Source organism: Streptomyces sp. NPDC088116 (genome assembly GCF_044741745.1).
In the GTDB taxonomy this organism is placed as follows: domain Bacteria; phylum Actinomycetota; class Actinomycetes; order Streptomycetales; family Streptomycetaceae; genus Streptomyces.
Genome location: NZ_JBIUTF010000008.1, coordinates 375,314 through 398,637 on the forward strand (window position 1 = coordinate 375,314; position 23,324 = coordinate 398,637).

General features: G+C 70.8%; 16 protein-coding genes. 3 read left to right on the top strand and 13 right to left on the bottom strand.

Annotated features, from left to right (window positions below; translation table 11 throughout):
• The first annotated feature begins 188 nt into the window (after positions 1–188).
• Positions 189–1,055, top strand: a complete 867-nt coding sequence (locus tag ACIOJD_RS30595; protein WP_401919325.1) for an alpha/beta fold hydrolase — start codon at positions 189–191, stop codon at positions 1,053–1,055.
• Positions 1,056–1,106: 51 nt separating this feature from the next.
• Here ACIOJD_RS30595 and fxsT read toward each other — a convergent pair whose 3' ends face one another.
• From fxsT to ACIOJD_RS30620, 5 genes are all read right to left on the bottom strand, one after another.
• The gene (gene fxsT / locus ACIOJD_RS30600) at positions 1,107–5,054 is read right to left on the bottom strand and encodes an FxSxx-COOH system tetratricopeptide repeat protein (protein WP_401919326.1); all 3,948 of its coding nucleotides are present in this window, start codon (positions 5,052–5,054) and stop codon (positions 1,107–1,109) included.
• Positions 5,038–6,369, bottom strand: a complete 1,332-nt coding sequence (locus ACIOJD_RS30605; protein ID WP_401919327.1) for a TIR-like protein FxsC — start codon at positions 6,367–6,369, stop codon at positions 5,038–5,040. Before ACIOJD_RS30605 ends, fxsT begins: the two co-directional genes overlap by 17 nt.
• Before the next feature lie 117 nt (positions 6,370–6,486).
• Complete coding sequence (locus ACIOJD_RS30610; RefSeq protein ID WP_401919408.1) at positions 6,487–7,218, bottom strand: aminoglycoside N(3)-acetyltransferase; 732 nt, start codon at positions 7,216–7,218, stop codon at positions 6,487–6,489.
• 97 nt (positions 7,219–7,315) lie between these two features.
• Positions 7,316–9,703, bottom strand: a complete 2,388-nt coding sequence (gene fxsBH, locus ACIOJD_RS30615; RefSeq protein ID WP_401919329.1) for a radical SAM/SPASM protein FxsBH, inactivated beta-hydroxylase extension form — start codon at positions 9,701–9,703, stop codon at positions 7,316–7,318.
• Positions 9,704–9,712: 9 nt separating this feature from the next.
• Entirely contained in the window at positions 9,713–9,877 is a 165-nt protein-coding gene (locus ACIOJD_RS30620; protein ID WP_401883714.1) for an FXSXX-COOH protein, read from the bottom strand.
• Positions 9,878–10,108: 231 nt separating this feature from the next.
• On the opposite strand from ACIOJD_RS30620, the gene ACIOJD_RS30625 reads away from it, so the two are divergent.
• Complete coding sequence (locus ACIOJD_RS30625) at positions 10,109–11,035, top strand: DUF4231 domain-containing protein (RefSeq protein WP_401919410.1); 927 nt, start codon at positions 10,109–10,111, stop codon at positions 11,033–11,035.
• Between the two features lie 27 nt (positions 11,036–11,062).
• Here the strand turns inward: ACIOJD_RS30625 and ACIOJD_RS30630 are convergent, their stop codons facing one another.
• The 6 genes from ACIOJD_RS30630 to ACIOJD_RS30655 all read right to left on the bottom strand — a co-directional run bounded on the left by ACIOJD_RS30630 (position 11,063) and on the right by ACIOJD_RS30655 (position 19,092).
• Positions 11,063–11,542 carry a hypothetical protein gene (locus tag ACIOJD_RS30630; RefSeq protein ID WP_401919331.1) on the bottom strand — a complete coding sequence of 160 codons (480 nt, stop codon included), beginning with the start codon at positions 11,540–11,542 and terminating at the stop codon, positions 11,063–11,065.
• Positions 11,543–11,704: 162 nt separating this feature from the next.
• On the bottom strand, positions 11,705–12,601 hold the full coding sequence (locus tag ACIOJD_RS30635) for a S1 family peptidase (protein WP_401919332.1): 897 nt from the start codon (positions 12,599–12,601) through the stop codon (positions 11,705–11,707).
• 304 nt (positions 12,602–12,905) lie between these two features.
• Complete coding sequence (locus tag ACIOJD_RS30640) at positions 12,906–14,228, bottom strand: NtaA/DmoA family FMN-dependent monooxygenase (protein ID WP_401919334.1); 1,323 nt, start codon at positions 14,226–14,228, stop codon at positions 12,906–12,908.
• On the bottom strand, positions 14,225–15,313 hold the full coding sequence (locus ACIOJD_RS30645; RefSeq protein WP_401919335.1) for an LLM class flavin-dependent oxidoreductase: 1,089 nt from the start codon (positions 15,311–15,313) through the stop codon (positions 14,225–14,227). The genes ACIOJD_RS30640 and ACIOJD_RS30645 overlap by 4 nt, the downstream gene beginning before the upstream one ends.
• Before the next feature lie 8 nt (positions 15,314–15,321).
• Positions 15,322–17,397: an FAD/NAD(P)-binding protein gene (locus ACIOJD_RS30650; RefSeq protein ID WP_401919336.1), complete on the bottom strand. Its 2,076-nt coding sequence runs from the start codon at positions 17,395–17,397 to the stop codon at positions 15,322–15,324.
• A 450-nt stretch (positions 17,398–17,847) separates the two neighbouring features.
• Positions 17,848–19,092, bottom strand: a complete 1,245-nt coding sequence (locus ACIOJD_RS30655; protein ID WP_401919337.1) for a DUF5685 family protein — start codon at positions 19,090–19,092, stop codon at positions 17,848–17,850.
• A 277-nt stretch (positions 19,093–19,369) separates the two neighbouring features.
• On the opposite strand from ACIOJD_RS30655, the gene ACIOJD_RS30660 reads away from it, so the two are divergent.
• Positions 19,370–19,807, top strand: a complete 438-nt coding sequence (locus ACIOJD_RS30660) for a cell division protein SepF (protein WP_401919338.1) — start codon at positions 19,370–19,372, stop codon at positions 19,805–19,807.
• 44 nt (positions 19,808–19,851) lie between these two features.
• On the opposite strand, the gene ACIOJD_RS30665 is transcribed toward ACIOJD_RS30660, so the two are convergent.
• A complete protein-coding gene (locus ACIOJD_RS30665; RefSeq protein WP_401919339.1) occupies positions 19,852–21,048 on the bottom strand; it encodes an acyl-CoA dehydrogenase family protein in 1,197 nt (398 codons plus the stop codon).
• A gap of 231 nt (positions 21,049–21,279) precedes the next feature.
• Positions 21,280–23,064, bottom strand: coding sequence for an MFS transporter (locus ACIOJD_RS30670; RefSeq protein ID WP_401919340.1), 1,785 nt, complete (start codon positions 23,062–23,064; stop codon positions 21,280–21,282).
• Positions 23,065–23,324: the final 260 nt, after the last annotated feature.

A 23,324-nucleotide genomic window follows, 5' to 3' on the forward strand; every position in this document is an offset into this window, starting at 1 on the left:
GGGAATGCAGGGACACGATGCCTGCATAGGACACATAAGGCATGCGTGCCCTCGGGCGCGCATGCCCGGAAGCACGCGGCGACGTACGACCGGACACGCGGACCGGCGCGGACAGGCACGCGGGCGCAGGAGCAGGGCAGGCAAACAAGCAGGCATAAATGCAGATACGTACGACGAAGGGGGCGGGGGTGCGACGTCGGGTGCGCGCGGCGGACGGGCGGCATCTGATGGTGGAGCGTCTGGGGGATCCACGTGGCAGACCGGTCTTTCTCCTGCACGGCACGCCGGGCAGCAGGCTGGGGCCCGCACCACGCGGCATGGTGCTGTACCAGCGAGGGATGCAGCTGATCGCCTACGACCGTCCTGGATACGGCGGTTCGGACCGGCTCGAAGGACGCAGCGTGGCCGACGTCGTCCAGGACGTGACGACGATCGCCGACGCCCTCGGCCTGGAGCGGTTCGCCGTCGCGGGCCGTTCCGGCGGTGCCCCGCACGCGCTGGCCTGCGCCGCGCTGATGCCCGAACGGGTGACCCGTACCGCCGCGCTGGTCACGCTCGCGCCACGGGACGCGGCCGGGCTCGACTGGTTCGAGGGCATGGCCGCCTCCAACGTGCTGGAGTACACCACCGCGTCCAAGGACCCGGACGGCGTGGCCGCCCGGCTCATCCCGCGCGCGGACGCGATCAGAAAGGACCCGGTACGCCTCCTGGACGATCTGCGCAGGGAGCTGACCGACTCCGACCGCATGGTCGTCGCCGATGTCGGAGTCAGAACGATGCTGCTGCGCAACTACCAGGAGGCGCTGCGGGGTTCGGCGTACGGCTGGATCGACGACGCCCTCGCCTTCTGCAGCCCCTGGGGATTCGACCCGGCCGACATCAAGGGCCCCGTGATGCTCTGGCACGGCGAGAAGGACGTCTTCTCACCCGTCGGCCACTCCCGCTGGCTCGCGGAGCGCATCCCGGGCGCGACGGCCGTACTGGAACCGGCCGCCGCGCACTTCGACGCCCTGCACGCCCTTCCCCGCATCCTCACCTGGCTGATCGACGAATAGTGCGATTCCTCGCTCGCCGGGCCCGCCCGGCGAGCGAGGAATCAGCACGGATCACACCGACAGCGGCTCCAGATCCCGGAACACCCGCCGGTCGTCCCGGGCGAACCGGGTCAGCGCGTGGTCCTCCCCCAGCAGCCGGACCAGTTCCTCCACCGTCTCCGCGCGCAGCAGCGCCGCCTCGTCCTTGCGCCCCAACGCCCCGAGCGTGACGCACATGTTGGAGGCGATGGCGAGCGTCTCCGGGTGGTGCGCGCCCAGCGCCACGCGCAGCCCGGCCACCGCGCCGCGCTCGGTGACCAGCGCCTCGTCCAGCTCCCCCAGGTCCGCCTTGGCGTTGGCGAGGCTGACCGTGCAGAACAGCGTGTGCGGATGGTCGTCCCCCAGTACCTCCCGCATCGTGCGCAAGGTGCCCTGGAGCAGCTGCTCCGCCAGCTCCGGGGCGCCACAACCCCAGTGATAGATACCGAGGTTGTTGATCGCGGCGAGGGTGTACGGATGCCGCTCGCCCGGCACCCGCATGTACTGGTCGACCACCTCCTGCGCCAGGTCCCGCGCCGCCACCGGCTCCCCCGCGGCGAAGTGGTCCGCCGCCAGGTTCAGGTCGCAGGCGAGCGAGTCCGGGTTGGAGTCGGTGCCGTACTTGGCGCGGTACCGGTTCCTGGTGGCCGTGGTCAGCCGCCGCGCGTCCTCCAGCCGGTCCGCCCTGCGCAGCGACACCGCCAGGCTCTTGGCCGCCGCCAGGGTGCCGGGGAAGGCCCGGCCCATCTGTTCCTTGTACGCGTCGTACGTCCGGCTGAGCAGCGCGACCGAGTCCTCGTAACGGCCGATCTCCCGCAGGTCGCGCGCCAGGCTGGTGGCGGAGGACAGGGTGTACGGGTGCTCGGGGCCGAGCACCTCGGTCCGCCGGTCGAAGACCTCCTGGTCCATTTCGCGCGCCTGCGCGTAGCGGCCGACCATCCGCAGGTTCAGCGCCCGGTTGTTGGCCGCCGCGAGCGTCCTGGGATGGGAGTCGTGGAAGATCCCGCTGAATCCTTCGTGCGCCTCCCGCGCCAGGTCCAGCGCCTTGGCGTACTCGCCGAGGGTGCCCAGGTCCATGGCGAGTCCACTGGTGGTCATGTACGTGTGCGGATGGGTCGGGCCCAGGACCGTACGCTGCCGCGCCAGGGTCTCCTCGTCCAGCTCGCGCGCCTCCACGTAACGGCCCTGCGAGCGGAAGATGTTGGAGAGGTGGAAACGCAGGTACAGATACTGCGGGTCGTCGTTGCCGAGCTTCTCCCGCCAGCTGTCGCGCAGTTCGTTGGCCACTTCGGAGGCGGCCAGCAGATCGCCGCGCTTCCACAGGTAGCGCACCCGGTCGATCATCAGCCGCCGAGTCTCCGGCCGCCGGCACAGGCTGGCCTCCGAGGTGGTCAGGTGCGGCCAGATCGTGTTGAACCGCTCCCAGGTGCCGGGGTTGTCGATCGGCTCGTCGCCGTCGGGCCGGGCGCCCGCGAGGATCCGGTGGACGGCGTGCCGGGCGTCCTGCTGCTCCTCCTCGGTGAGCTGGGCCCTGATGATCGCCTGGACCAGCCGGTGCACCTGGATGCTGTTGCCGACCTGGTCCACCTTGGCCAGCGCGAACCGGCCGATCTCCCTGATCACCCGGCCCAGGACCAGCGTCTCCTGGAGCGAGACGTCATAGGGCTTGAGCGCCTCGATCATCTCCTTGCTGTAGAGGAGGTTCGCGGAGATCGGCTCGGGCGCGAAGAAGGCACAGAGCTGGAGCAGCCGTACGGCCGCGGGTGAGCGTTCCTTCAGCCGCTCGATGGAGATGTTCCAGGTCGCGGCGACCGGTTCCGGGTAGCCCGCGGGCTGGTTGAGCGCCAGCACGCTGGGTGCCTGCTGCGCGAGCTGGTCCAGATATTCGGAGACGGGGGTGGCGGTCTCCGCGATCCAGGCGGCGGCCTGTTCGACGGCGAGCGGCAGGTCACCGACCGAGGTGGCGACCTTGTCGGCGTCCGCGGCGGTCAGTCCGGGCGCGCGCCGCTGGAGGTGTTCGACGGACTCCTCGCGCAGGAAGACGTCGACGGGCAGCGCGTCGCCGTACTGCGACCAGCTCTGGTTGCGGGAGGTGACCAGGACGTGCCCGGGGCCGCCCGGCGGGAAGAACCGCTGGATCTGCTCGGGGTCGTCGGCGTTGTCGAAGACCAGCAGCCAGCGCGAGGACGGCACTCCGCGCCGCAGCAGATCCACGGCCTCCTGCGAGGCGGCCGACATGTCGTCACCGCCCTGGGCCCCGAGCCGTACGGCCAGTTCGGCCAGTCCGGCCACCACATCGGCGGTCTGCTCGGAGGAGATCCACCACACCAGGTCGTAGTCGGCCATGAAGCGGTGCACGTACTCCAGCGCCACCTGGGTCTTGCCGATCCCGCCGAGTCCGTACAGGGTCTGCGGCTGCGGCAGCACGACGGCCATCCCGCCGCCGAGCTGGTCGCGCATCCGCTCCAGCACGAGGGAACGCCCGGTGAAGCCCGGGTTGCGGGCCGGGGCGTTCCAGATCTTCGGTACGGTGCCGGGAAAGCGCGGCCCCGGCGAGACGCCGTCGGTGAGCTGTACGGGCCGCTCCAGCGCGCGCAGCAGCGCGGTGGTGGCGTGCACCTCGTCCAGCCGGAAGAGGTCCACCGGGTTGCGGTCGATGTACGGGGTGGTGAGCCGGACATCGCCGACCCGCAGCGGCACCAGCCGGCGCCTGGCCCCGCCCGGGTCGTCGGACGTGGCGCGGGCCCACACCTCCACGGCGCGCGCGGACTTGAGGTAGGCGCTGGAGAGCAGCACCACCGTACGGGCGGCGTTCTCCCCGGTCAGGGAGGTGCCCGAGCCGAAGGTGCCGCCGCCGGGGTCGGAGGAGACATCGCGCGGCACGACCCGGAAGCCGGCCCGGGTGAGGACGGATTCGATCCAGTCGGCCCACATCCGGTTCTCTGCCACATAGCTGAGGAAGAGGTCGGCGGGCATCGCGGGACGGCGGCGGGTGAAGGCGTCCCTGATGCGCAGCCGGGACTCCTCGCTGACGGCGGGCATCGCGGTGATGGCGCCCTCGGTGACATAGGTGGTCAGCCGCTCGAAGGCGGAGAGCAGGGAGTTGCTCAGGCCGGCCTCGTCGCCGAAGGTCGCGAGGGTCTCCTCGTACGCGTAGTACGGTCGGTAGGGAATCTCCACCGCGCCCCAGTACGCGGTGAGTTCCTCACCCGTGAGCCCGCCGGGAAAGCGGTCGAACTTCAGCCGGGCCAGCGCGCGTCCGGCGTCGGCCTTCTCCTTCTCCCCCTCGTCGATGCGCATCGGTACGGGGAAGATCCGGATGCCCCGGCCGCCGTACCGCTCGTCGATCTGCCGGGCCACCGCGGCGGCGCCGTCGATGGACTGGTCGCTGAGGGTGAAGCAGTCGACCAGGACGTCGGGCAGATGGACCGTGCAGATGTCGGCGATGTCGCTCAGGCCGGTCCTGCTGTCGATGAGGACGTAGTCGTAGTGGGCCTTCATGTCGTCGCGCAGCGCGTCGAAGAAGTGGCCGCCGCCGAGCCGGTCGTAGAAGTTGTCCCAGTCGAAGGTGGAGACGGTCGCGGAGTATTCGCGGTTCTGCTTGCCGGCCGAGACGAAGTCGAGTGTGCCGCCTGCCGGGAATTCCCAGCCCAGAGCCTCCGGGGTGAGCGAGACGGCGTGCGGCTGGATACGCGCGTAGTCGCGGTGCCAGTCGTCGGGGCGCTCCACCGGGCTGGTCGCGGCCCAGGCGTACTCGGTGATCAGATCGATGACACCGGTGGTGGCGCCGAGGGTGGAGGGGTCGAGAAAGGGATGGAAGAACCGGTGCAGACCCGGTGCTTCGAGGTCCCAGTCGACCGCCAGGACGCGTCGTCCGTTGGCGGCGAGGATCCAGGCGGTGTTGGCCAGGGCCATCGTGCGGCCCGTACCCCCCTTGTACGAGTAGAAGGTGACGATGCGTCCGTCACGACGTTCTGTCATCCGTGTCCTCCGCATCGGGCGCCAGGTCGTGCGTCTCGGGAATGTAGTGCGTCGTGGCGTACTCGGCGGCCATCGGCCCGCGCAGCCGCGGCCGTTCGGTGTGGCTGCCGCCGGCCGGCGGATAGACCGCCGCGTGTCTCAGATACTGCTGGGCCGCCGCCTCGACGACCTGCGGCAGTATCTGGCCGAACGCCTCCATGCTGGGCACGCCTTTGGCGGCGGCCCGGCAGGCGGCGCGGCCCTGGCCCATCTTCTTGGGCATCGTGCGCTCCAGCTGGTCGCTCAACTCGGCCTCGGCGGCCCGGCTCTGCTGGTCCTCGCGGTTCCACGGCACGACGACGCTCACCCAGGGCCGGTGCTCGGCGTCGAACGCGGCGAGCCGCTCGCGCTGTTCCTCGTCATGCAGGGCCCACCGGTCGACCAGCAGGATCTCCGGCCGGGTGGGGGCCTGCTTGCCGTCGTTCGGTACGGGCACCTCGTCGAACGAGATGATGTCGGCCTGGTAGTTGAGGGAGCGCACCAGATCCCTCGCGACATACGCCAACGGTCTTACGGAGTCGGGGTGGTACGGGTTCCAGTCCTGGGCCATGCTGCCGTAGTAGTGGCCGGCCCGGCCTTCCGGCAGATCGTGGCGGGTCGGCGCGGCCACGGTGACCTGCATGGGGCGTGGTCCGCCGCTGGTGCCGAAGGCGCTGGGCGCCTGGCGGTAGTCGACCGGCCGCCCCGGGCCTATCGCGGAGGCATCGGCGACACTGACAATGCGTTTGGCGAGTTCGTAGACCGCCCGTTCGTACTCCTCGGCGAATATCCGGAGCTTGATCAGACCGTAGAGCCCGTCGGTGACATAACGGTCGCCGAAGTCCCGGTGATTGAACTGCAACCGCTCGGCGGGGCCCGGCAGTTGCTGCGGCGGTACGGGCACCCAGAGGGCCGGCACGATCGCCTCGGCCGTGCGGTTGCTCTTGGCCTGTTCGTAGATGACCCGCTGGGCGAAGGCGTACCACTCCTTGCCGCACATCTCGCTGGCGAAATAGCGCGGCGAGAACAGCGGCACGAACACCCGGCAGGTGGCCAGTACTTCGGCGAGCCGTTCCGACCAGCCCTCACCGGAACGCATCTCACGGTCTATGAACCCGGCCTGGGCCCCGGCCGGCAGATCCGTCATGGCCATCACGTGGTCGCACAGATCCCTGAAAAGCCGCTCGACCCACATGTCCGGATCGGGTCCCCCGACCCCGTCCCTCGGCGTGTGCGCGTAGCTCAGAAAAAAATACGGTCGATGGTCAGCGGCTCGTTGCTGCGATGACGCGTGCACACGACCCCCGTCCTGTGTTGAGCACCCATTTCCACGCACGACTCCACGCACACGCGGACGTGAGCGAATTCATCATTCCGGAACCGCGCTCGCTTACTCCCCATACGGTTCGGTCAATCAACGCCGCTTTTCGGCCATCCACGTCGCCGCATGGTCGACAGCGTCCCGGACCGAGAACGATCGCGCGGTTGTCCCTCTCAGTTGTCCCTTCTGTTCCAGACCCCAGGGGAATGAGGCCCCGATCGCCTCGAAATCGCTGTCGTCGAGGCTGACATCCTCATATTCCACCCACCGCGGGCTGTTGTCCGGCGCTTTCACCACACAGCGATAGGAGCGCCGAGGAGAGTCGCACTTGTATTCGGCGAGATGGAACGCGGTACAAGCGGCGAATCCGACATTGACCATCAGCACGCGCGCGCCGGACCTCGCCATCGCGCCGAGCGGTGATTCCTCGCCGAGGTGGCAGTCGACCGGATGGTCCGCGAGCAGCTCGGCCGCCCGCCGTCCGACCGCCGCGAAGGAGGACTGCGGGTGCGCGCTGCGGACGGCTCCGGGGGTGGTGCGTACGGACTCGGCCAGCCGGCCCATCGCCCGGCTCGGTGTGGTCAGCGGGTCGAAGGCCGGCATCCGCGCGCGGAAGTCCGCCGCCTGCCGGCGGGTCATTCCCTTGACGCGGGCCACATGGGCGGCCGAGGTGTCGGAGTTCTCCGTGGTGAAGGCCGGGACGACCAGGGTGCCCTCGTCGCCCAGCGCCGTCAGCAGGGCCGTACGCAAGGTGTCGGGGGCCAGTCCCGTACCGCTCAGGGACGCGTGGACGAGCAGGATCGCCCCTGTGGTGACACCCAGCATCGCCAGGTCACCGACGAGATCAGCGACCGGTTCAGCGACCGGATCGCGGTCGTGGACCGGGAACGGGTCCCGTTCGAGCGTGTCCACCCACGTCCCGTCAGCCATCTCCGGCCTCTTCCCGTAGGGCTGTCAGCAGGCTCTTCCCGCTGACGGTGAGTTCGGGCGTGCCCTCCAGAGTGTCCAGGGCCCGCCTCGCCTCGTCGCGGTATCCGGGGTCGTACGCGGCAAGCCCCACCCGTTCGTATGCCCCCGCCAGCAGCTCCGACAGCGGGACCGGCGCCTCCTGCCAGGGGGCGGGGCGGCTCCATTCGCCGTCGTGCGCGTAGAGATCGGTGACTTCGGTCAGCGCTCGCAGGGTGGCCCGGCGGAAGCCGCGCAGCAGCGCGCGGGCCAGCTCGTCGGAGCTGCCCCGGACGGGGATGCCAAGCGCGCCGTAGCCGTGCCGGCCCGGCGGGGACTGGGCGATCAGGGGGGTCAGTGTGGACAGTGAGGCGGCCGCCGCGGCGGCCTGTTCGGGTGCGGCGGCTCTGAGCAGCCGCCAGGCCGCCGCCAGCCGGCCGCTCCAGTCGGCGGCCTGGTCCGGTCCGAGCGCCGGGTGGGCGGGGGCGCCGAAGCAGTCGCGGTACGGGTCGAGATCGTCCAGGACGAGATCGGGCGCCCCGTCCCGGCCGAGTCTGCGTACGGGTTGCCAGTACGGGGTGGCTTCGGCGGGGCGTGTGACGAGCCGCTCCGCCGTGGCGGTGCGCACCACGAAGCCCTTCTCGGCGAGGCGTACTTCGGCCTCTCCGCTCTCGCCGGGATCGTGCAGCCGCAGCGTGCCGAGGGTGGGGAGGTGGAGCGTGCCGTCCAGGTAGCCGACCCGCACGGGCCGGTCCAGGCCGCCCCGGAGCAGCGCGGCGGCGACGTACGACGGAAGCCTGAGGGCGGCGGTGAGCGCGCCGGGCCGGTCCTCGCGCAGGGCGGCGACCGAATCGACCAGCCAGGTACGGGTGTAGGGATGGGCGAGGACGTGGTCGAGCCCGTCGGAGAGCTGCTCGGCCAGGCCCGCCAGCTCCCAGGCCGCCTGCCAGGTCTCGCCGCCCCGGCCTGCGAGTTCGGAGTGCAGTTCGGCGAGGAGGGAGCGGGTCAGCTCCTGTTGGGCGACGAGCAGTTCACCGCTGTCGGCGACGGCGGGTGAGACGCAGACGGCGGCGGTACGGGACTCGATGCCGCGGATCAGCGCCTCCAGGTCGGCGCAGTAGACGGAGGTGTTGTCGAATCCGCCCGTCCCCACGCTCGTACCGGTGGTTCCCGCGCTCGCCCCGTCCGTCCCCGCGCTCGTACCGGTGGTTCCCGCGCTCGCCCCGTCCGTCCCCGCGCTCGTACCGGTGGTTACGGCACTCGCCCCGTCCGTCCCCGCGCTCGTACCGGTGGTTACGGCGTTCGTCCCGCCCGTCCCCGCGTCCGGCTCGGAGCGGTAGCGGTGGGTGTAGAGGCCGCCGCCGCAGGACCGGACGACCGGGCACTGACGGCAGGCCTCGCTCACCCCCGCGAGACCCAGCTGCCGTGTCCGCACGCCGGGATGGGCGGCCACCGCGTCGAAGGGGTGGGAGAAGACGTCGAATCCGGTGGCGGCGGCGCCCTCGTAGGCACTCTTGAGGGAGTCGACCTGCTCCAGGGTTCCGTCGGTCTCGACCACGACCAGATCGGTGGGGGCGAGTCCCAGCGACTCGGTGAGGCTGGGGCCGCCGTTCAGGGTGGAGAACACCGACTCGAAGAGCCGTACCGGCATCGGGCGGCCCCGCGTGTCCCAGCGGTCGAAGACGGCGAGCAGCCAGTTCGCGTACGCGGTGCGGGAATCGTCCGGGCGCGGTGGTGGCTCGTCCCAGGTGGCATGCGGCAGCAGGAAGTCGATGCGCGGTGGGTCGAGCGCGGCCAGCGCGTCGTACACGGCGATCGGGTCGTTGGCCACGTCGACGGTGCAGAGCAGTCCGAGATCGAGGTGGCGGTAGCGGTCCTGCCGGAGCAGTTCGACGGCCTTGAGGACCAGGGGGTGGCTGCTGCGGCCGTCCGCGAAGCGGCGGTGCCGGTCGTTGGCCATTTTGTCGCCGTCGAGGGAGATACCCACCTTGACGCCGAACTCGTCGAACAGGTCGAGGTAGCGGGGGGAGAGCTGGAGCCCGTTGGTGTGGATCCGGAGGTCCAGTTCGGCGACTGGGTCAAGGGCCCCGGTGAGCTCTTCGCAGACGCGTCGCAGGCGCGCGGGACCCGCCAGCAGTGGCTCCCCTCCGTGCAGGATCACTGACACGGAGGGCAGGGCATGGGTCTTGGCATGCTCGGCCAGTCGCAGAGCTGTCCAGGAGATCGCCTCATCAGAGATTGCTTTGGGGCGGGTGCGCCAGCTCTGATCAGCGTGTTCGTAGATGTAACAGTGGTCGCACGCAAGATCACACCTGCTGTGGACCTTCAGAACGATCTCGCGGAATGGGACCAGGGGTCCTGTCATTACGCCAGTCTAGAGGGCCGAGTTGAAGCTCGAAACGCGTGCGACACGGGTGCCCGGCATGGGGACGACACGGCCGAGCTTCTTGGCGACACCGGCGTCGCGTACATCGATCTCTGCGAGGGGGATCCGGTTCTTCTTCGCAGCGGCGAAGGTGACAGAACTCTGATAGGTCACGACGGCCGTCCTTGATCATGTTGTGCAAGGGGAAGACACGGCACCGTTGCAGTGTCAGCGGCTCGACTTTACCCTCATGAACTCTCGCGGCAACTCGGCGCGGGCAGCCGAGACGAAAGCGTTGCGAGGAATTCACGAGGCGATACGGAACACACTGTTCCGCCGGTTGAGTGACAACAAAAACAGCAGACGGGGGCGCCCATGGCCGACTTCAGCGGACCACTGCACAGCATGGTCTTCCGCAACGCTGACCTGCCGGTTCTGTTCCATCACGCGGACGGGATCGCCATCGAACGGCAGCGGAAGGCCGTCAGCACCACCCGCCTCCAGCTGGTGCTGCTGGTCGTGGGCGCCGGGCTGGCGTCGCTGCCCTGGCAGTGGAAACTGGGAGGTTCGTTCCAACTCGTCGGCGCCCTGAGCGCGTTGGCGTACGGGGGTGTGCTCTTGGTCACCTACCGCTCCGCGGGCCAGAAGGCGAAGTCGCACTGGCAGCTCAACCGTTCGGCGGCGGAGTTCATCAAATCGATGTCCTGGCGCTACGCCGTCCACGGAGCGCCCTTCGACTCCGGGGCCGCCGACCCGTCGGGGTTGTTCGTCGCCCGGATGGAGGCGGGACTGGCGGAGTTGAAGAAGGTCGGCTGGGAGGATCCCCGGGACAGCGGCGACGGCTGGGACGGCGGCGACGGCCTGGACGGTGGCGACGGGGGTCTGGTGACGACCCCCATGCGGACGCTGCGCGAGAAGCCGTTCACCATCCGCAAGGAGACCTACGTCAGGGACCGGCTGATCGAGCAACGGAACTGGTACCACCGCAGAACGGTGATCTCGCGCCGCGCCACCACCTTCTGGTCGGTCACCATCGCGGCGCTGACCCTGCTGGCCCTCCTCCTCGCCGTGCTGCGGAGCTTCTCGGTCACCGAATCCTCTTCCGTGCCGGGGCTGTTGTCGGCGGCCGCGGCGGCCTGTCTGGCGTGGAGCGAGATACGCCGCCACCAACCCCTCATATCCGCGCACTCGTTGGTGGAGGAGGACCTGGCGGCCCTGCATACGGCGATGGAGACGATGGTCACCGAGGAGCAGTGGGCGAACGCGGTGTACGAGACCGAGCGCATCGTCTCGCCGCAGCACACCGACTGGCTGGTGCGCCACCGTAGTTGACGTTCCGACCTGATGAATCGTCAATTCTCAGGCGCGCTCGACGCCTTCGCACCAGATCACCGTGACCGGCTTTCCGCGCTCCCGGGCGTAGCGCACGATGTCGCCCGTGCCGCCGAGCCCGCGGGCCGGGAGGCCGTCCCAGACCGCCAGCAGGCGGTCGCAGTGGTCGGCGATATAGGTGCCCGCCGCGTAGTAGGCCTCGTCGGTGGAGTGCGGGAAGGCCATCCGGACCTCGCTCGTGGCCCGGTCCTTGAGCCGTCGGTAGTCGGCGAGTTCCTCCGGGCCGTCGAAGGTGTCCTCGTAGTCGCCGCTGGGGATGACGACGGTCAGCTCCGCGTCACGGTCCAGGGCGAGTGTCGCGAAGAGCTGGTCCGCGCCCACGGCCAGACTGGAGAGCGCCTCCAACGCGCCCACGTGGGTGCACAGCACGGCCTCGACGGCCGCTCTGATGTGCGCGTAGGCCTCGGCCGGGATGTTCCTGTGGCCGGTCACTCCGATGCGTTTCACTGCTCCGCAGTCCCCCGCTCCCTCTGTGGCCCGCCACCCGGCATTCTCTCAGAAGCCGGCGGGAGCGGGCCCCCGTCCGGGAATGCCGGACAGGGGCCCGCCCATCGCCGGCCACGGGTCCGCGGTACCCGTGCCGTTGATGCTGTTGGTGCCCAGGCCCTGTCAGAGGATGGTGACTCCGTAGGCGCTCAGGGCCTCGGTCACCGGCTGGAAGTACGTCGTACCACCGGAGGTGCAGTTGCCGCTGCCCCCGGAGGTCAGACCGATGGCGGAGGTGCCGGAGTAGAGCGGGCCGCCACTGTCACCGGGTTCGGCGCAGACCGTGGTGCGGATCAGGCCGGAGACGACGTCGCCGCCGCCGTAGTTGACCGTGGCGTTGAGGCCGGTCACGGAGCCGCTGTGGATGCCCGTGGTCGAGCCGCGACGGGTGACGGACATCCCGACGGTGGCGTTGGCCGCGCGCGTGATGTCGACACTGCCGACCGTGCCCGGGTGGGCGATCGAGGTGTTCGAGTACCGCACGATGCCGTAGTCGTTGCCCGGGAAACTCGTTCCGGTCGTGGGGCCGATGCTGGTGCCGCCCGAGGAGGTGTACCAGGCCGGGCTGCCCTCGGTGCAGTGTCCCGCCGTCAGGAAGTAGTACGTACTGCCGCTGACGACGTTGAATCCGGCCGAGCAGCGCCAGCTGTTCGTGTAGACGGCGTCGCCACCGGAAATGAGCTTGGAGAGCGTGCCGGGGGTGCGCTCCACGCGCAGGGCACCCGCGTTGGCCCCGGCGGACTGCTTGATCTCGGCGATCTCGGCCTGGGAGACGGTGCTGTCGGCCTGGACGACAAGGGCATTGTTCGCCTTGTCGACATACCAGGCGGTGCCCGCCACATCGGCGTCGAGAACGGCGTCACTCGCCGCGGCGAGCTGGTTGGCGCTGAACGTACCGGCGGAGTCGGCGTTCGCGGCGGGTACCACGAACGTCGCGGCGGCGACGAGTCCCGTGGTCACCGCGAGCAGACGGGTGCGTCTGGCAATGCCACTGCGTGGGGTGGTGCGCTTGATCCTCACTTGTCGTTCCTCCCGAGGGGAATCGGGGGCCCTGTGGTGGGGTTCCGGGCCCGTGAGGCGCAGCCGGGGCGTGACCTGTCCGGGTCTCGGACGGGGCGCGACAGCCTCGACCGGCGCTGCTCGGGAGTATTGGCGGCCTCAACTCGCCGCGCAAGAGGGCCTTTTGGCCGCGGGTTGACCATGGGGCGGTTGGGGCGTGTGGGGTCCCGTACGGCGGGTGTCGGCCGGCGCGGAGCCTGCGTTCACCCGCCTGGACGGCGACCGGAAGGGTATTGGCCGGACGGCGGGAACGGGCAGTTGCCGATCAGCCCTCGCGTACGGGATCCGCCAGCCCCAGATGTGAGCGCAGGGTGGCGCCCTCGTATTCCGTGCGGAAGGCGCCGCGCTCCTGGAGGAGCGGGACGACCCGGTCGACAAAGTCGTCGAGACCGCCCGGGGTCAGATGCGGTACGAGGATGAAGCCGTCCGCCGCGTCCGACCGCACGAAGGTGTCGAGCGTGTCGGCGACGGTCTCCGGGCTGCCGATGAAGGACTGCCGGGTGGTCGTCTCGATGACGGTCTCCCGGATGGACAGCCCCTTCTCCTCGGACAGCGCCCGCCATTTGGCGGCGACGGTGAGCGGATCGGCGATCTTCACCCGGCCCTGGGCCAGCGCGGAGTCCGGATCGGGGTCGATGTCGGGAAGCGGACCGTCCGGGTCGTACGCGGAGAGGTCGCGGCCCCAGACCTGTTCGAGGGCGAGGATCGCGTTCTGTGGCGAGACCTGTTGCCGGCGGATCTCCGCGGCCCGCTCCCGCGCCTCGGCGTCGGTGTCGCCGAGGACGAAGGTGACCCCGGGCATGATCTTGAGATCGTCCGGGTCCCTGCCGTACTTCGCCAGCCGCGCCTTGGTGTCGGAGTAGAAAGCGCGGCCCGCCTCCAGCGTTCCGTGGCGGGTGAAGATGACATCGGCGGCGGAGGCGGCGAACTCCCGGCCCTCGTCGGAGTCGCCCGCCTGGATGACCACGGGATGCCCCTGCGGAGAGCGCGGGACGGTGAACTCCCCCTCGATCCCGAAGTGCTGGCCGAGGTGGGCGAAGGGCCGGGGTGCGCCGTACGGGACGCCGGGCCGGGGCGGTGTCCAGGAGTCCCACAACTCCCGTGCGGTGGCGAGGAATTCGGCGGCCCGCGTGTAGCGGTCGGCGCGGTCGAGAAAGCCGCCGCGCCGGAAGTTCTCGCCGGTGAAGGCGTCGGAGGAGGTCACCACGTTCCAGGCGGCCCGGCCTTCGCTGAGGTGGTCGAGGGTGGCGAGCCGGCGGGCCAGTTCGTACGGCTCGTTGAAGGTGGCGTTCACGGTGGCGGCGAGACCGAGCCGGTCGGTGACGGCGGCCAGCGCGTTCAGCACGGTCAGGGACTCGGGGCGGCCGACCACGTCCAGGTCGTGGATCAGCCCCTTGTGCTCCCGCAGCCGCAGTCCTTCGGCAAGGAAGAAGAAGTCGAACTTCCCGCGCTCGGCGGTACGGGCCAGCCACTCGAAGGAGGAGAAGTCGATCTGGGACCGGGAGCGGGGGTCGGTCCAGACGGTGGTGCTGTTGACCCCGGGGAAGTGGGCGGCGAGGTGCATCCTCCTGCGGCGCTGCGTGGTCATGAGGTCCCCTCGGCGAGCGTGTACTGGTTGGCCGGGCGGGCGAGGCCCAGGTGCTCGCGGAGTGTGCCGCCCGGATGGAAGGTGCGGAACAGCCCGCGGTGCTGGAGCAGCGACACGGTGCAGTTGACGAGCCGTTCGAGGTCGCGCCTGGGTTCGGCGGGCGTGAGGTGGAAGCCGTCCACGGCGCCGCCGCCGTGCCAGTCGGTGATCAGCTCGGCGAGATCGACGGGCCCGCCCCGGTACTGCGGGCCGCCGGCGCCGGTCGTCGTTCGGGGCGGGCTCTCCAGACCGGGTTCCACCGGGCGTTCGCCACCGCCGAGGTCGATGGTCAGCGCGGCGAGCACCCGCAGAGTGTCGGGGTCGCGGCCGTGGCGGGCGGCCCGTGACCGGAGCGACTCCCGGGCCGCCGCCGCCTCTTCGGGCCGGCCCGCCCCGACCAGGACGACATCCGCGTGACGCGCGGCGGTCTCCGCGCTGTGGCCCCCGGTCGCGTCGACCACGGTGACGGGGCGGCCCTGCGGCGGCCTCGGCACGATGGCCGGACCCCGGACCGTGAAGGTGGCGCCCTCGAAGTCGACATAGTGCAGCTTGTCCCGGTCGACGAAGCGCCCTGTCGATGTATCGCGGATCTCGGCGTCGTCCTCCCAGCTGTCCCAGAGCCTGGCCGACACCTCGGCCACCTCCCCCGCCTCCCGCCACAGGGCCGGGGCGGGTGCGGCGGACCGGCGGCCGAAGAGCGCGGCCTCCGCCTCGGATGCCGACACGTCGGCCAGCCAGCCGGCCCGGCCGCGGCTCACCCAGTCCAGGGTGGCGACGGCCGAGGAGACATGGAACGGCTCGGTGTGGGTGGTCGTGACGGTCGGTACGAGACCGATGCGCTCGGTGGCGGGCGCGACCCGGGACAGTACGGCGAGCGCGTCGAGACCGGGGCGCCCGAAGGAGTCCTGGAGGGTGATGAAGTCGAGCGCGCCGCGCTCGGCGAGCCGGGCGAGTTCGACGTACCTCGCCGCGCCGAAGTGTGCGGCGTCGTGACGCGGTGGACCGCCGATCTCGGCGGCGAGTCGCAGGGGTCGGATGACGGGCATGGCGGGCCTTACCTTTCAGCCGCGGGCACGGCACGCGGCCCGTCGGGCGATGGAGGAATCTGCGCGGCCGGGGGCCGCGCCGGGCCGGTGGCGGGGCGAAGCAGCCCGCCGAGCAGGGTGAGCGCGGCCCGCGCGGTCGCGTCGTTCTGCCGGAACGCCGGTCCGCCCGTGCGCGGCCGGGTGAAGGCGCCGCTCGACCGGGCGGTGGTGTACGGACCGAGCGCGAAGCGGCGGGGATGCGGGCGGCCGTCGCGCTCCAGGAGCCGCCCGTCGCCGGGGTCGACCCTGACCAGGCCGGCCGCCGAGGTCGTGGCGGCCCCCTGCTCGTACAGGGCGCGCAGCAGCGGACTGCGGGTGCGTGCCGGGGAGGGGTCGGGAAGCCGCGCCTCGGCGAGGGCGCGGGCCTCGACGTACTCCCCCGGTACGGCCGCGCTCCCGGCCCGGAAGACTCCGCTCCGCTCGTCGGCCTCGACCGTCATGTCGGGGCCGAGGAAGCGGACGATCCCGGCCCGCGAGAGCGCGAGCAGCTGGCGCAGCCGGGGGCCGGGCGGCCCCGAGGCGAGGTAGCTGAAGAAGCCGTGCCACCGGCCGCCCGGGTCACCGAGGTCCCCGAGCCGCATCAACTGCCCGTAGACGGAGAGCAGTCCGAGGAAGACACCGAGGTCCGCGCTGTGGGCCGGATCATGACGGCGGCGCAGATCGGCACCGATGTAGCCCCGCAGCCCGTCCTGGAGGGCGTCGTACGAGGGGAAGGCCACCCCGTTCAGCGGCCGGTCGAGGGCGTCGAGGTCGAGCCGGTCGGCGGGGTCCGGTACGGCGGCGGCGACCAGGGCCGCCAGCTCCGGACCGCCGGGGTCGGCGGCCGCGTACTTCTCCTCGAAGTCGCTCCAGCCCACCCGGGTGCGTTCGGGGTGGGCGGTGAAGAGCCGGTGGTAATGGGCGAAGCCCAGTTCCTTGTCGACCAGCGGCCGGACATCGCGCCGGTAGTCGGGCGGTTCGGGTCTGCTCAGCAGCGCGTCGATCTGCGCGGGACCCAGGAAGCGGGGCAGCGGGGGCCGTTCGCCCGTCAGGCCGTAGCCGATCTTGGAGTGGTACGGGACACCGCGCCGCGACCCGACGTGCAGGACCGGTTCGCGTCCGGAGGGGTGGTAGACGAGTTCGCCGCCGTCCTCGCCCGCGTCCCCCGAATAGCGCCCGCCCCGGCCTTCGGTGAGGAGCGCCATCAGGTCCACGAAGGCCAGTCCGAAGCCGCGGACGATGACGGGCTCGCCGGCGGGCAGGGCGGACAGGTCGCTGTCGGCGGTGAAGTCGGGCGGCAGATGAACCAGCCGGTGCCGCCGGGCGAAGGACGCCAACTCCAGCTGTTCCGCGTCCGGTTCACCGTCAAGGTGGCCCAGGGTCAGGACGACGAGATCGGCGGGCAGGGGGGCGGTACGGCCCGCCAGGTGGACGCGCTGCCGGCCCTCGCGCGGCCCGGTGACGCTCAGGGCGCTGGTGCGGTGGCGATGGACGGTGATGCCGGGCGGGAGAGCGGCGACGGTCTGTTCGTACACCCAGCTCAGATAGGCGCTCTGCACCCGGCGGCTGGGGAAGGTCTGGCCGGTGAGGGCGGCTATCTCGGCGCGGAGCCCGGCCCCGGAACCGTGCCCGTCCGCCGCCGACTTGGCGTGTTCGGACTCGACGCGTTCGGACTCGGCGCACTCCGACTTGACGCGCTCCGACTCCGCGCGTTCGGACTCGGCGGAGAGCCGCGCGCGGCCCTCACGGATGTCCCGCGCCCACTCGTTCAGCGCCGGTCCCTCCCGTACCGGCCCGGCCATGGACACCGAGTCGTCGGTGAACATGGTGACGTCCTGGGCCATGGAGTTCATCCAGAGCAGCGGCGACTGGTCACGGCGCCAGATCCGCCCGGCACCCGGCGCGTACGGGTCCACCAGGTGGATGTCCAGCGGCAGACCGTCGTACAGGGACGGCGTGTTGGCGGCGAGCCGCTCCAGGAATCCCGTACCGCGCGGGCCCGCGCCGACCACGACAAGAGACGGGCGCACGGATGGGATGCGGACGGTGTCCGGTGACAGGGGCATGCGAAGGCTCCGTGGATACAGAGATCGAACACGGGAGTGCCTTCACGCAAAACGCAGCCGGACCGAGCCCCTCAGCACGATCCGCTTGTCCGCAAAGGCTATGCGCCGCGCACGGCCCGCTGTCAAGCCTGTCCGAACTGTGAACCATCCGTCTCAGGGACGGTTGACGCGGAAACGGATGCCTGCTCCACTTGGCCCATGCATCCGCAGCAGTGGCTGGTCACCCGCTCCCACATCGACTTCGGTCGAGTGTGGTCCTCGTCCTGTTGAGCTGACGCCCTGCACGGCCTCCCGCGTTTCCGGCGCTCGCGCGCCGTCTCCCGCGTGCCTTCACACGCAGAGCACCACGCTCGACTCCCCTCGCTTTGCCTCGCTTTTCCTCCCTCTCCCTCTCCCGCTCTCTGCGTCTCGCGGTCGCGGTCTCCCGGTCGCGGTCTCCCGGTCGCGATGTCAGCAGCCACAGTCGCAACAGTCGCAGGAATCACAACAGTCACAGCTGTCCAATTTGTGGCAGCAGCCTTCACGCTTCTTGCGCGACCACGGGCCCTCGTACTCGCTCGCGCAGCAGAGTTTGCAGGTGCAGCAGAGTCCGACGAAGGCTGCGCAGCCGGCCCAGAAGCCGCGCCTGCCCGGCTTCGGCGACCCCGGATCCGGCTCCGGATTCGGCCCGAGACCGGGCGGCGTCCTGCCGGGGCCACCAGGTCCGGCGGGCGCACCCGGGCTTCCGGCGTAGGGATTTCCGCCGTACGGATTCCCCCCGTACGGCCCGTCGTCGTGTCCGTCGCGTCCGTCGCGTCCACCTTGGCCGCCATGTTCACCATGCCCGCCGTGCGCGCAGCCCGCCGTGCCGAAGGCGCGGTCCACCGAGGCGCGCAGTTCGTGCGCCAGCAGTACATGCGCCAGCCTGCCGTCGGTGAACTCCGCGTCCCGCAGCGCGAGCCGGACGCCGTGCACCGCGTCGTCGGCGAGCCGCCGGGCCTCCGTACGGGAGGTGCCGGTCGCGGTGAGCGGGTTCCACGCGCCCGAAGCCGCGTCAGCTCGCTGGTCCTCCACGGCGTCCAGCAGATGCGCGAGCCGCCCGAAGAGCCGTCCCGCCTCGGCCAGCGGCTGTTTGTTGCCCGGTCGTCCCGCCAGTACCGCGGTGTGTGCGAAGGCGGCGGCGGTGGCCGACTCGGTCGGTTCCGTGACGGTGAGAATCGGCGTGCCGGGACCGGCCAGCGCCTCGATCTCCGGCTGCCGGTCGACCGCGTCGACCAGTACGGCCGTATCGAAACCCAGCTCGATGCCGCCGCGCGCGCCCGCCCGGTCCCAGCCGGTGGCGACGCGGCGCGCGGCGGCGGCCAGCGGCCGGCGCTTCAACAGCCCGTCCCGGTCGGCGACGTGGTCCCGTACCTTCGCCGAGGCGAGGACGAGCGACACGGTGGCGGCGAGACGCGCGCCCTCGCCCCGGGCGACCGGCGCGGTGCGCATCCCGCGCAGCGGACAGGGCCCCGCGGTCCGCCGCTGCTCCGCGGTGCGCTCGGTCTGAGCCTCCGTCAGCACCGAGACGATCAGGCCGTCGTAGTTGGTGACGACCCGGGAGAACTGCCCGTGGTCGGAGCGAAGTGCCAGGCACAGCCCGCAGAGATGGGCCATCCATTCGGCCTTGAGGCCATCGGTGAGCCGATGACCGCATGGTTTGACTATTCCGAACACGACCGTCCCCCGGTGAGTCGTTACGCAGGTGCGCGCGCATCGTATCGAGGCGTCCGTTCACCCGTATGTGCTCAGCATCACCCGAGTGGCTGGAAGATCATATTTTGTACCATGTCAGCGCCCTTACCCCGGAAGAACCTTGACGAACCGCCACATCTTCTGCACCAGTACCGTCACGAATCGTCTGCGCGCCGACTATCTACTTGGCGCGCAATCCGCATCATGGACGACGATGGGGATAGGAAACGACTTGTGACCGCGGTGAAAGGAGGCGTCCATGGGATCTGTGCGCAAGGCGAGCGCCTGGCTGGGCCTCGTTGAGGACAACGACGAGCGGTACTACGACGACGAGTACGCCGAGGGAGCGGAGAGCGGCGACAACTGGAAGACCGACCCCCGGGTACGGATCGCTTCCGAGCCCGACCAGGGCGGGCAGGACCGCAGGATCGCGACCGTCTCCCCGGACAGCTTCCGGGACGCCCGCGCCATCGGTGAGCTCTTCCGGCAGGGCGTTCCGGTCATCATGAACCTCACGGCCATGGAGCCCGCCGACGCCAAGCGCGTGGTGGACTTCGCCGCCGGGCTGATCTTCGGACTGCGCGGATCGATCGACCGCGTCGCCACCCGGGTCTTCCTGCTGAGCCCCGCCGACACCGAGATCCTCACCGGCGATGCCGGGGGCCGCGCGCAGGACGGCTTCTTCAACCAGAGCTGAGCAAGGCGCTCACCGGCTCCCGCCGGTTCGCCGGAGGTCCCGGTTCACCGGAAGGCATCGAGACCGGTGAGCGCCTTGCCCAGGACGAGCTGATGCATCTCGACGGTGCCCTCATAGGTCAGCACCGATTCGAGGTTCGTCGCATGCCGCATGACCGGATACTCCAGCGAGATGCCGTTGGCCCCGAGGATGGTCCGCGCGGTACGGCAGATCTCGATCGCCTCCCGCACATTGTTGAGCTTGCCGAAGCTGACCTGTTCGGCCCGCAGCCGGCCCGCGTCCATGCGCCGCCCCAGATGGTGGGCGAGCAGAATCCCCTTGTGCAGTTCGACCGCCATGTCGGCGAACTTGGCCTGGGTGAGCTGGAAACCACCGATCGGCCGGCCGAACTGCTCACGCGTCCCCGCGTACCGGAGCGCCGACTCGAAGCTCGCACGTGCGGCGCCCATCGAACCCCAGACGATTCCGTAACGGGCGTGGTTCAGACAGCTGAGCGGCCCGCGCAGTCCGGTGACCTCGGGGAGTACGGCGTCGGCCGGGAGCCGTACGTCGTCGAGGACCAACTCGCTGGTGACCGAGGCCCGCAGCGACCACTTGTGGGTGATCTCGGGGGCGGAGAATCCCGGGCTGCCGGCCGGGACGAGGAAGCCTCGGATGCCCTCGTCGGTCTGCGCCCAGACCACGGCGACGCCGGCCACCGAGCCATTGGTGATCCACATCTTGCGCCCACTGAGCACCCAGTCGCCGCCGTCGCGCCGGGCGTGGGTGCGCATTCCGGCCGGGTCGGAGCCGTGGTCGGGCTCGGTGAGTCCGAAGCAGCCGATGATCTCGCCCGCCGCCATGCCGGGCAGCCACTGCCGCTTCTGTTCCTCGGAGCCGTAGCGGTGGATCGCGTACATGGCCAGCGAGCCCTGGACGGAGACGAGGGAACGGATACCGGAGTCGGCGGCCTCCAACTCCAGGCAGGCCAGCCCGTACTGGACGGCGGTGGCGCCCGCGCAGCCGTACCCCGTCAGGGACATGCCCAGTGCGCCGAGCCTGCCGAGTTCCCGGGCCAGCTCGCGGATGCCCGGCAGCTCGCCGCGTTCGTACCACTCGGCGATGTGCGGCAGGACCCGGTCGGCGGCCCAGGCGCGCACGGTGTCCCGGATCGCCAGGTCCTCCGGATCGAGCAGGTCGTCGAGACCGAGCGGATCGCCGGGGTCGAACGGCGGGGGCTTGGCGGCGGACGGTGCGGACATGGGAGACCTCCGGCGGCTCGCACGGCTCGGACCGGCCTTAACTAGCACCGCTAGTCAGGGCCGGCTGCCGACGTTACGGCCCAGTGTGCCGCTCGTCCAGACCCGCCCCGCCGGTGCCGCGCGGGCCGCGGCCCCCCTCATGTCCTGCCCGGCACGCGTGCCCCGCCCGGCATTCGAGGACGGACCGGCGACCGGACGGCGGGCGCCACGGTGGTCACCGTGGCCGGAGGGCTAACCGCGGCCGCGGCCTGCCGGAACGGCCGTTTCGGAGGGCTCGCGACTCTCCGGTGACCGGCGCTGCGGCGGCGGCCACTGCTGTTGCTCGGACGGACTCGCCGACCGTGCCTCGTGCGACTCGCGCGACTCGTGCGGCGTGTGGACCTCTGGCGTCCCATTCGACTCATGGCCGTCTCGCGTCTCGTACGGCGCCCTCGCCTCGTACGACTCGCGTTCCTCCGGTGCGTCGTCGGCGTCGGGCTCCGGGCACTCCATGACCTTCGGCAGCCGCAGCGCGGCCAGCGCGCCGAACAGCAGCAGGCCCGCGCTGACCAGGAGCGTCACATGCAGGCCTTGCACGAACGAGTGACGTGCGGCGTGCCGCAGGGACTCTCCGACAGGGCCGCCGAGTCTGGCCGCCACCGCGTAGGCCTCGCCGAGCGACGAGGATGCCGCCGTCTCGGCGGCCCCGGGGACACCCTTCACCGACGACAGCGCGGGCGCGTACGTCGCGTTCATGACGCTGCCGAGCAGGGCGATCCCCATGCCCGCGCCCAGTTGGTAGGACGTCTCGCCGATGGCCGCGGCCCCGCCGGCCTGTTCGGCCGGAGCCTCGCTCAGCATCGATTCGTACGCGCCGAAGAGCGTGGTCTGCAGTCCGAAGCCGAGCAGGACGAAACCAGCGGTCAGCAGCGCGGGACGGTCGTGCTGGCCCATCTGGACCAGCAGCAGGACGGCGGACGCCGTCAGGACGAAGCCCCAGGCCACCATCCGGCGCGGGCCCACCCGGCGCAGCGTGGCGGAGCCGGTGACGCCCGCGGCCATCGCCGCGAAGGTGAGCGGCAGCAGTCGCAGCCCGGTCTCCAGCGGGCTGAGCCCCAGCACCAGCTGGAGGTACTGGACGGCGATCAGTTCCAGACCGACCAGGGCCAGCATGGCGAGGACGATGCAGCCGACGGACGTGGAGAACGTGGGCTTGGCGAACATCCGCATGTCGATCAGCGGATGCTTCCGGCGGCGCTGTCTGCGGACGAAGAGGACCATCAGCGCGGCACCGAGACAGAGCGGGACGAGCGTCAGAGGGCTCAGCGGCCCCTCGCCGGCACCGAACCGCTTGATGCCGAAGACCAGCCCGAGCACTCCGGCGGCGCCCATCAGCGCGCCGAGGACGTCCCAGGGCCCGTCGCCGCAGCCCTTCGACTCCGGCAGCACCATCCGGCCGAGCGGCAGCAGGACGGCCAGCAGCGGGATGTTGATCAGGAAGACCGAGCCCCACCAGAAGTGCTCGACGAGAAAGCCGCCGAGGACCGGGCCGACGGCCGCCCCGACGGCGGCGACCGCCGTCCAGATGCCGATGGCCATGGCCCGCTCGCGCCGGTCGGGGAAGACCGCCCGGAGGACGGACAGCGTCGCGGGCATGATCATCGCGCCGCCCACGCCCAGCAGGGCACGCGCCCCGATGAGCACTTCGGGCGAGTGGGCCAGGGTCGCGACGGCCGAGGCGGCCCCGAAGAGGCCGTAGCCGAGCAGCAGCACCCGTCGTCGTCCGATGCGGTCGCCGAGCGTGCCGAAGAGGATCAGCAGGGAGGCGCAGACCAGCGGATAGGCGTCCACGATCCACAGCAGCTCGACCCCGCTGGGGTTGAGGTCGGCGGAGACGGCCGGGACGGCGACGTGCAGCACGGTGGCATCGAGGGCGACCAGCAGCAGGCTGACGCAGAGGACGACCAGGACGACCCAGCGGTGGGCACCATCGCCGACGCCACGCAGGCGTGCTCCGGCCGTGGTGATCCCGGACATCTGCGTACCTCCCAGTGCGTCCCTCGCGCTCGGCGGTCCGACCGGGACACGAGTCCCTCGGGGCGGCCCGGCATCGACGGGCGAGTGAGCCGTCAGCGTACGCGAGTCATCGCGTGTGGCGCGTGGTGCATCTCTCACCGTTCCGGCCGGGGAGTGTGGCGTACGCCACTTCACCCGCGCCGGAACCGGGACCCCCGGGCGTGCGCGAGCAAGAGGGAAATTCCGCGCAACGCCACGGTGAACTAATTCCGCTTCCACAG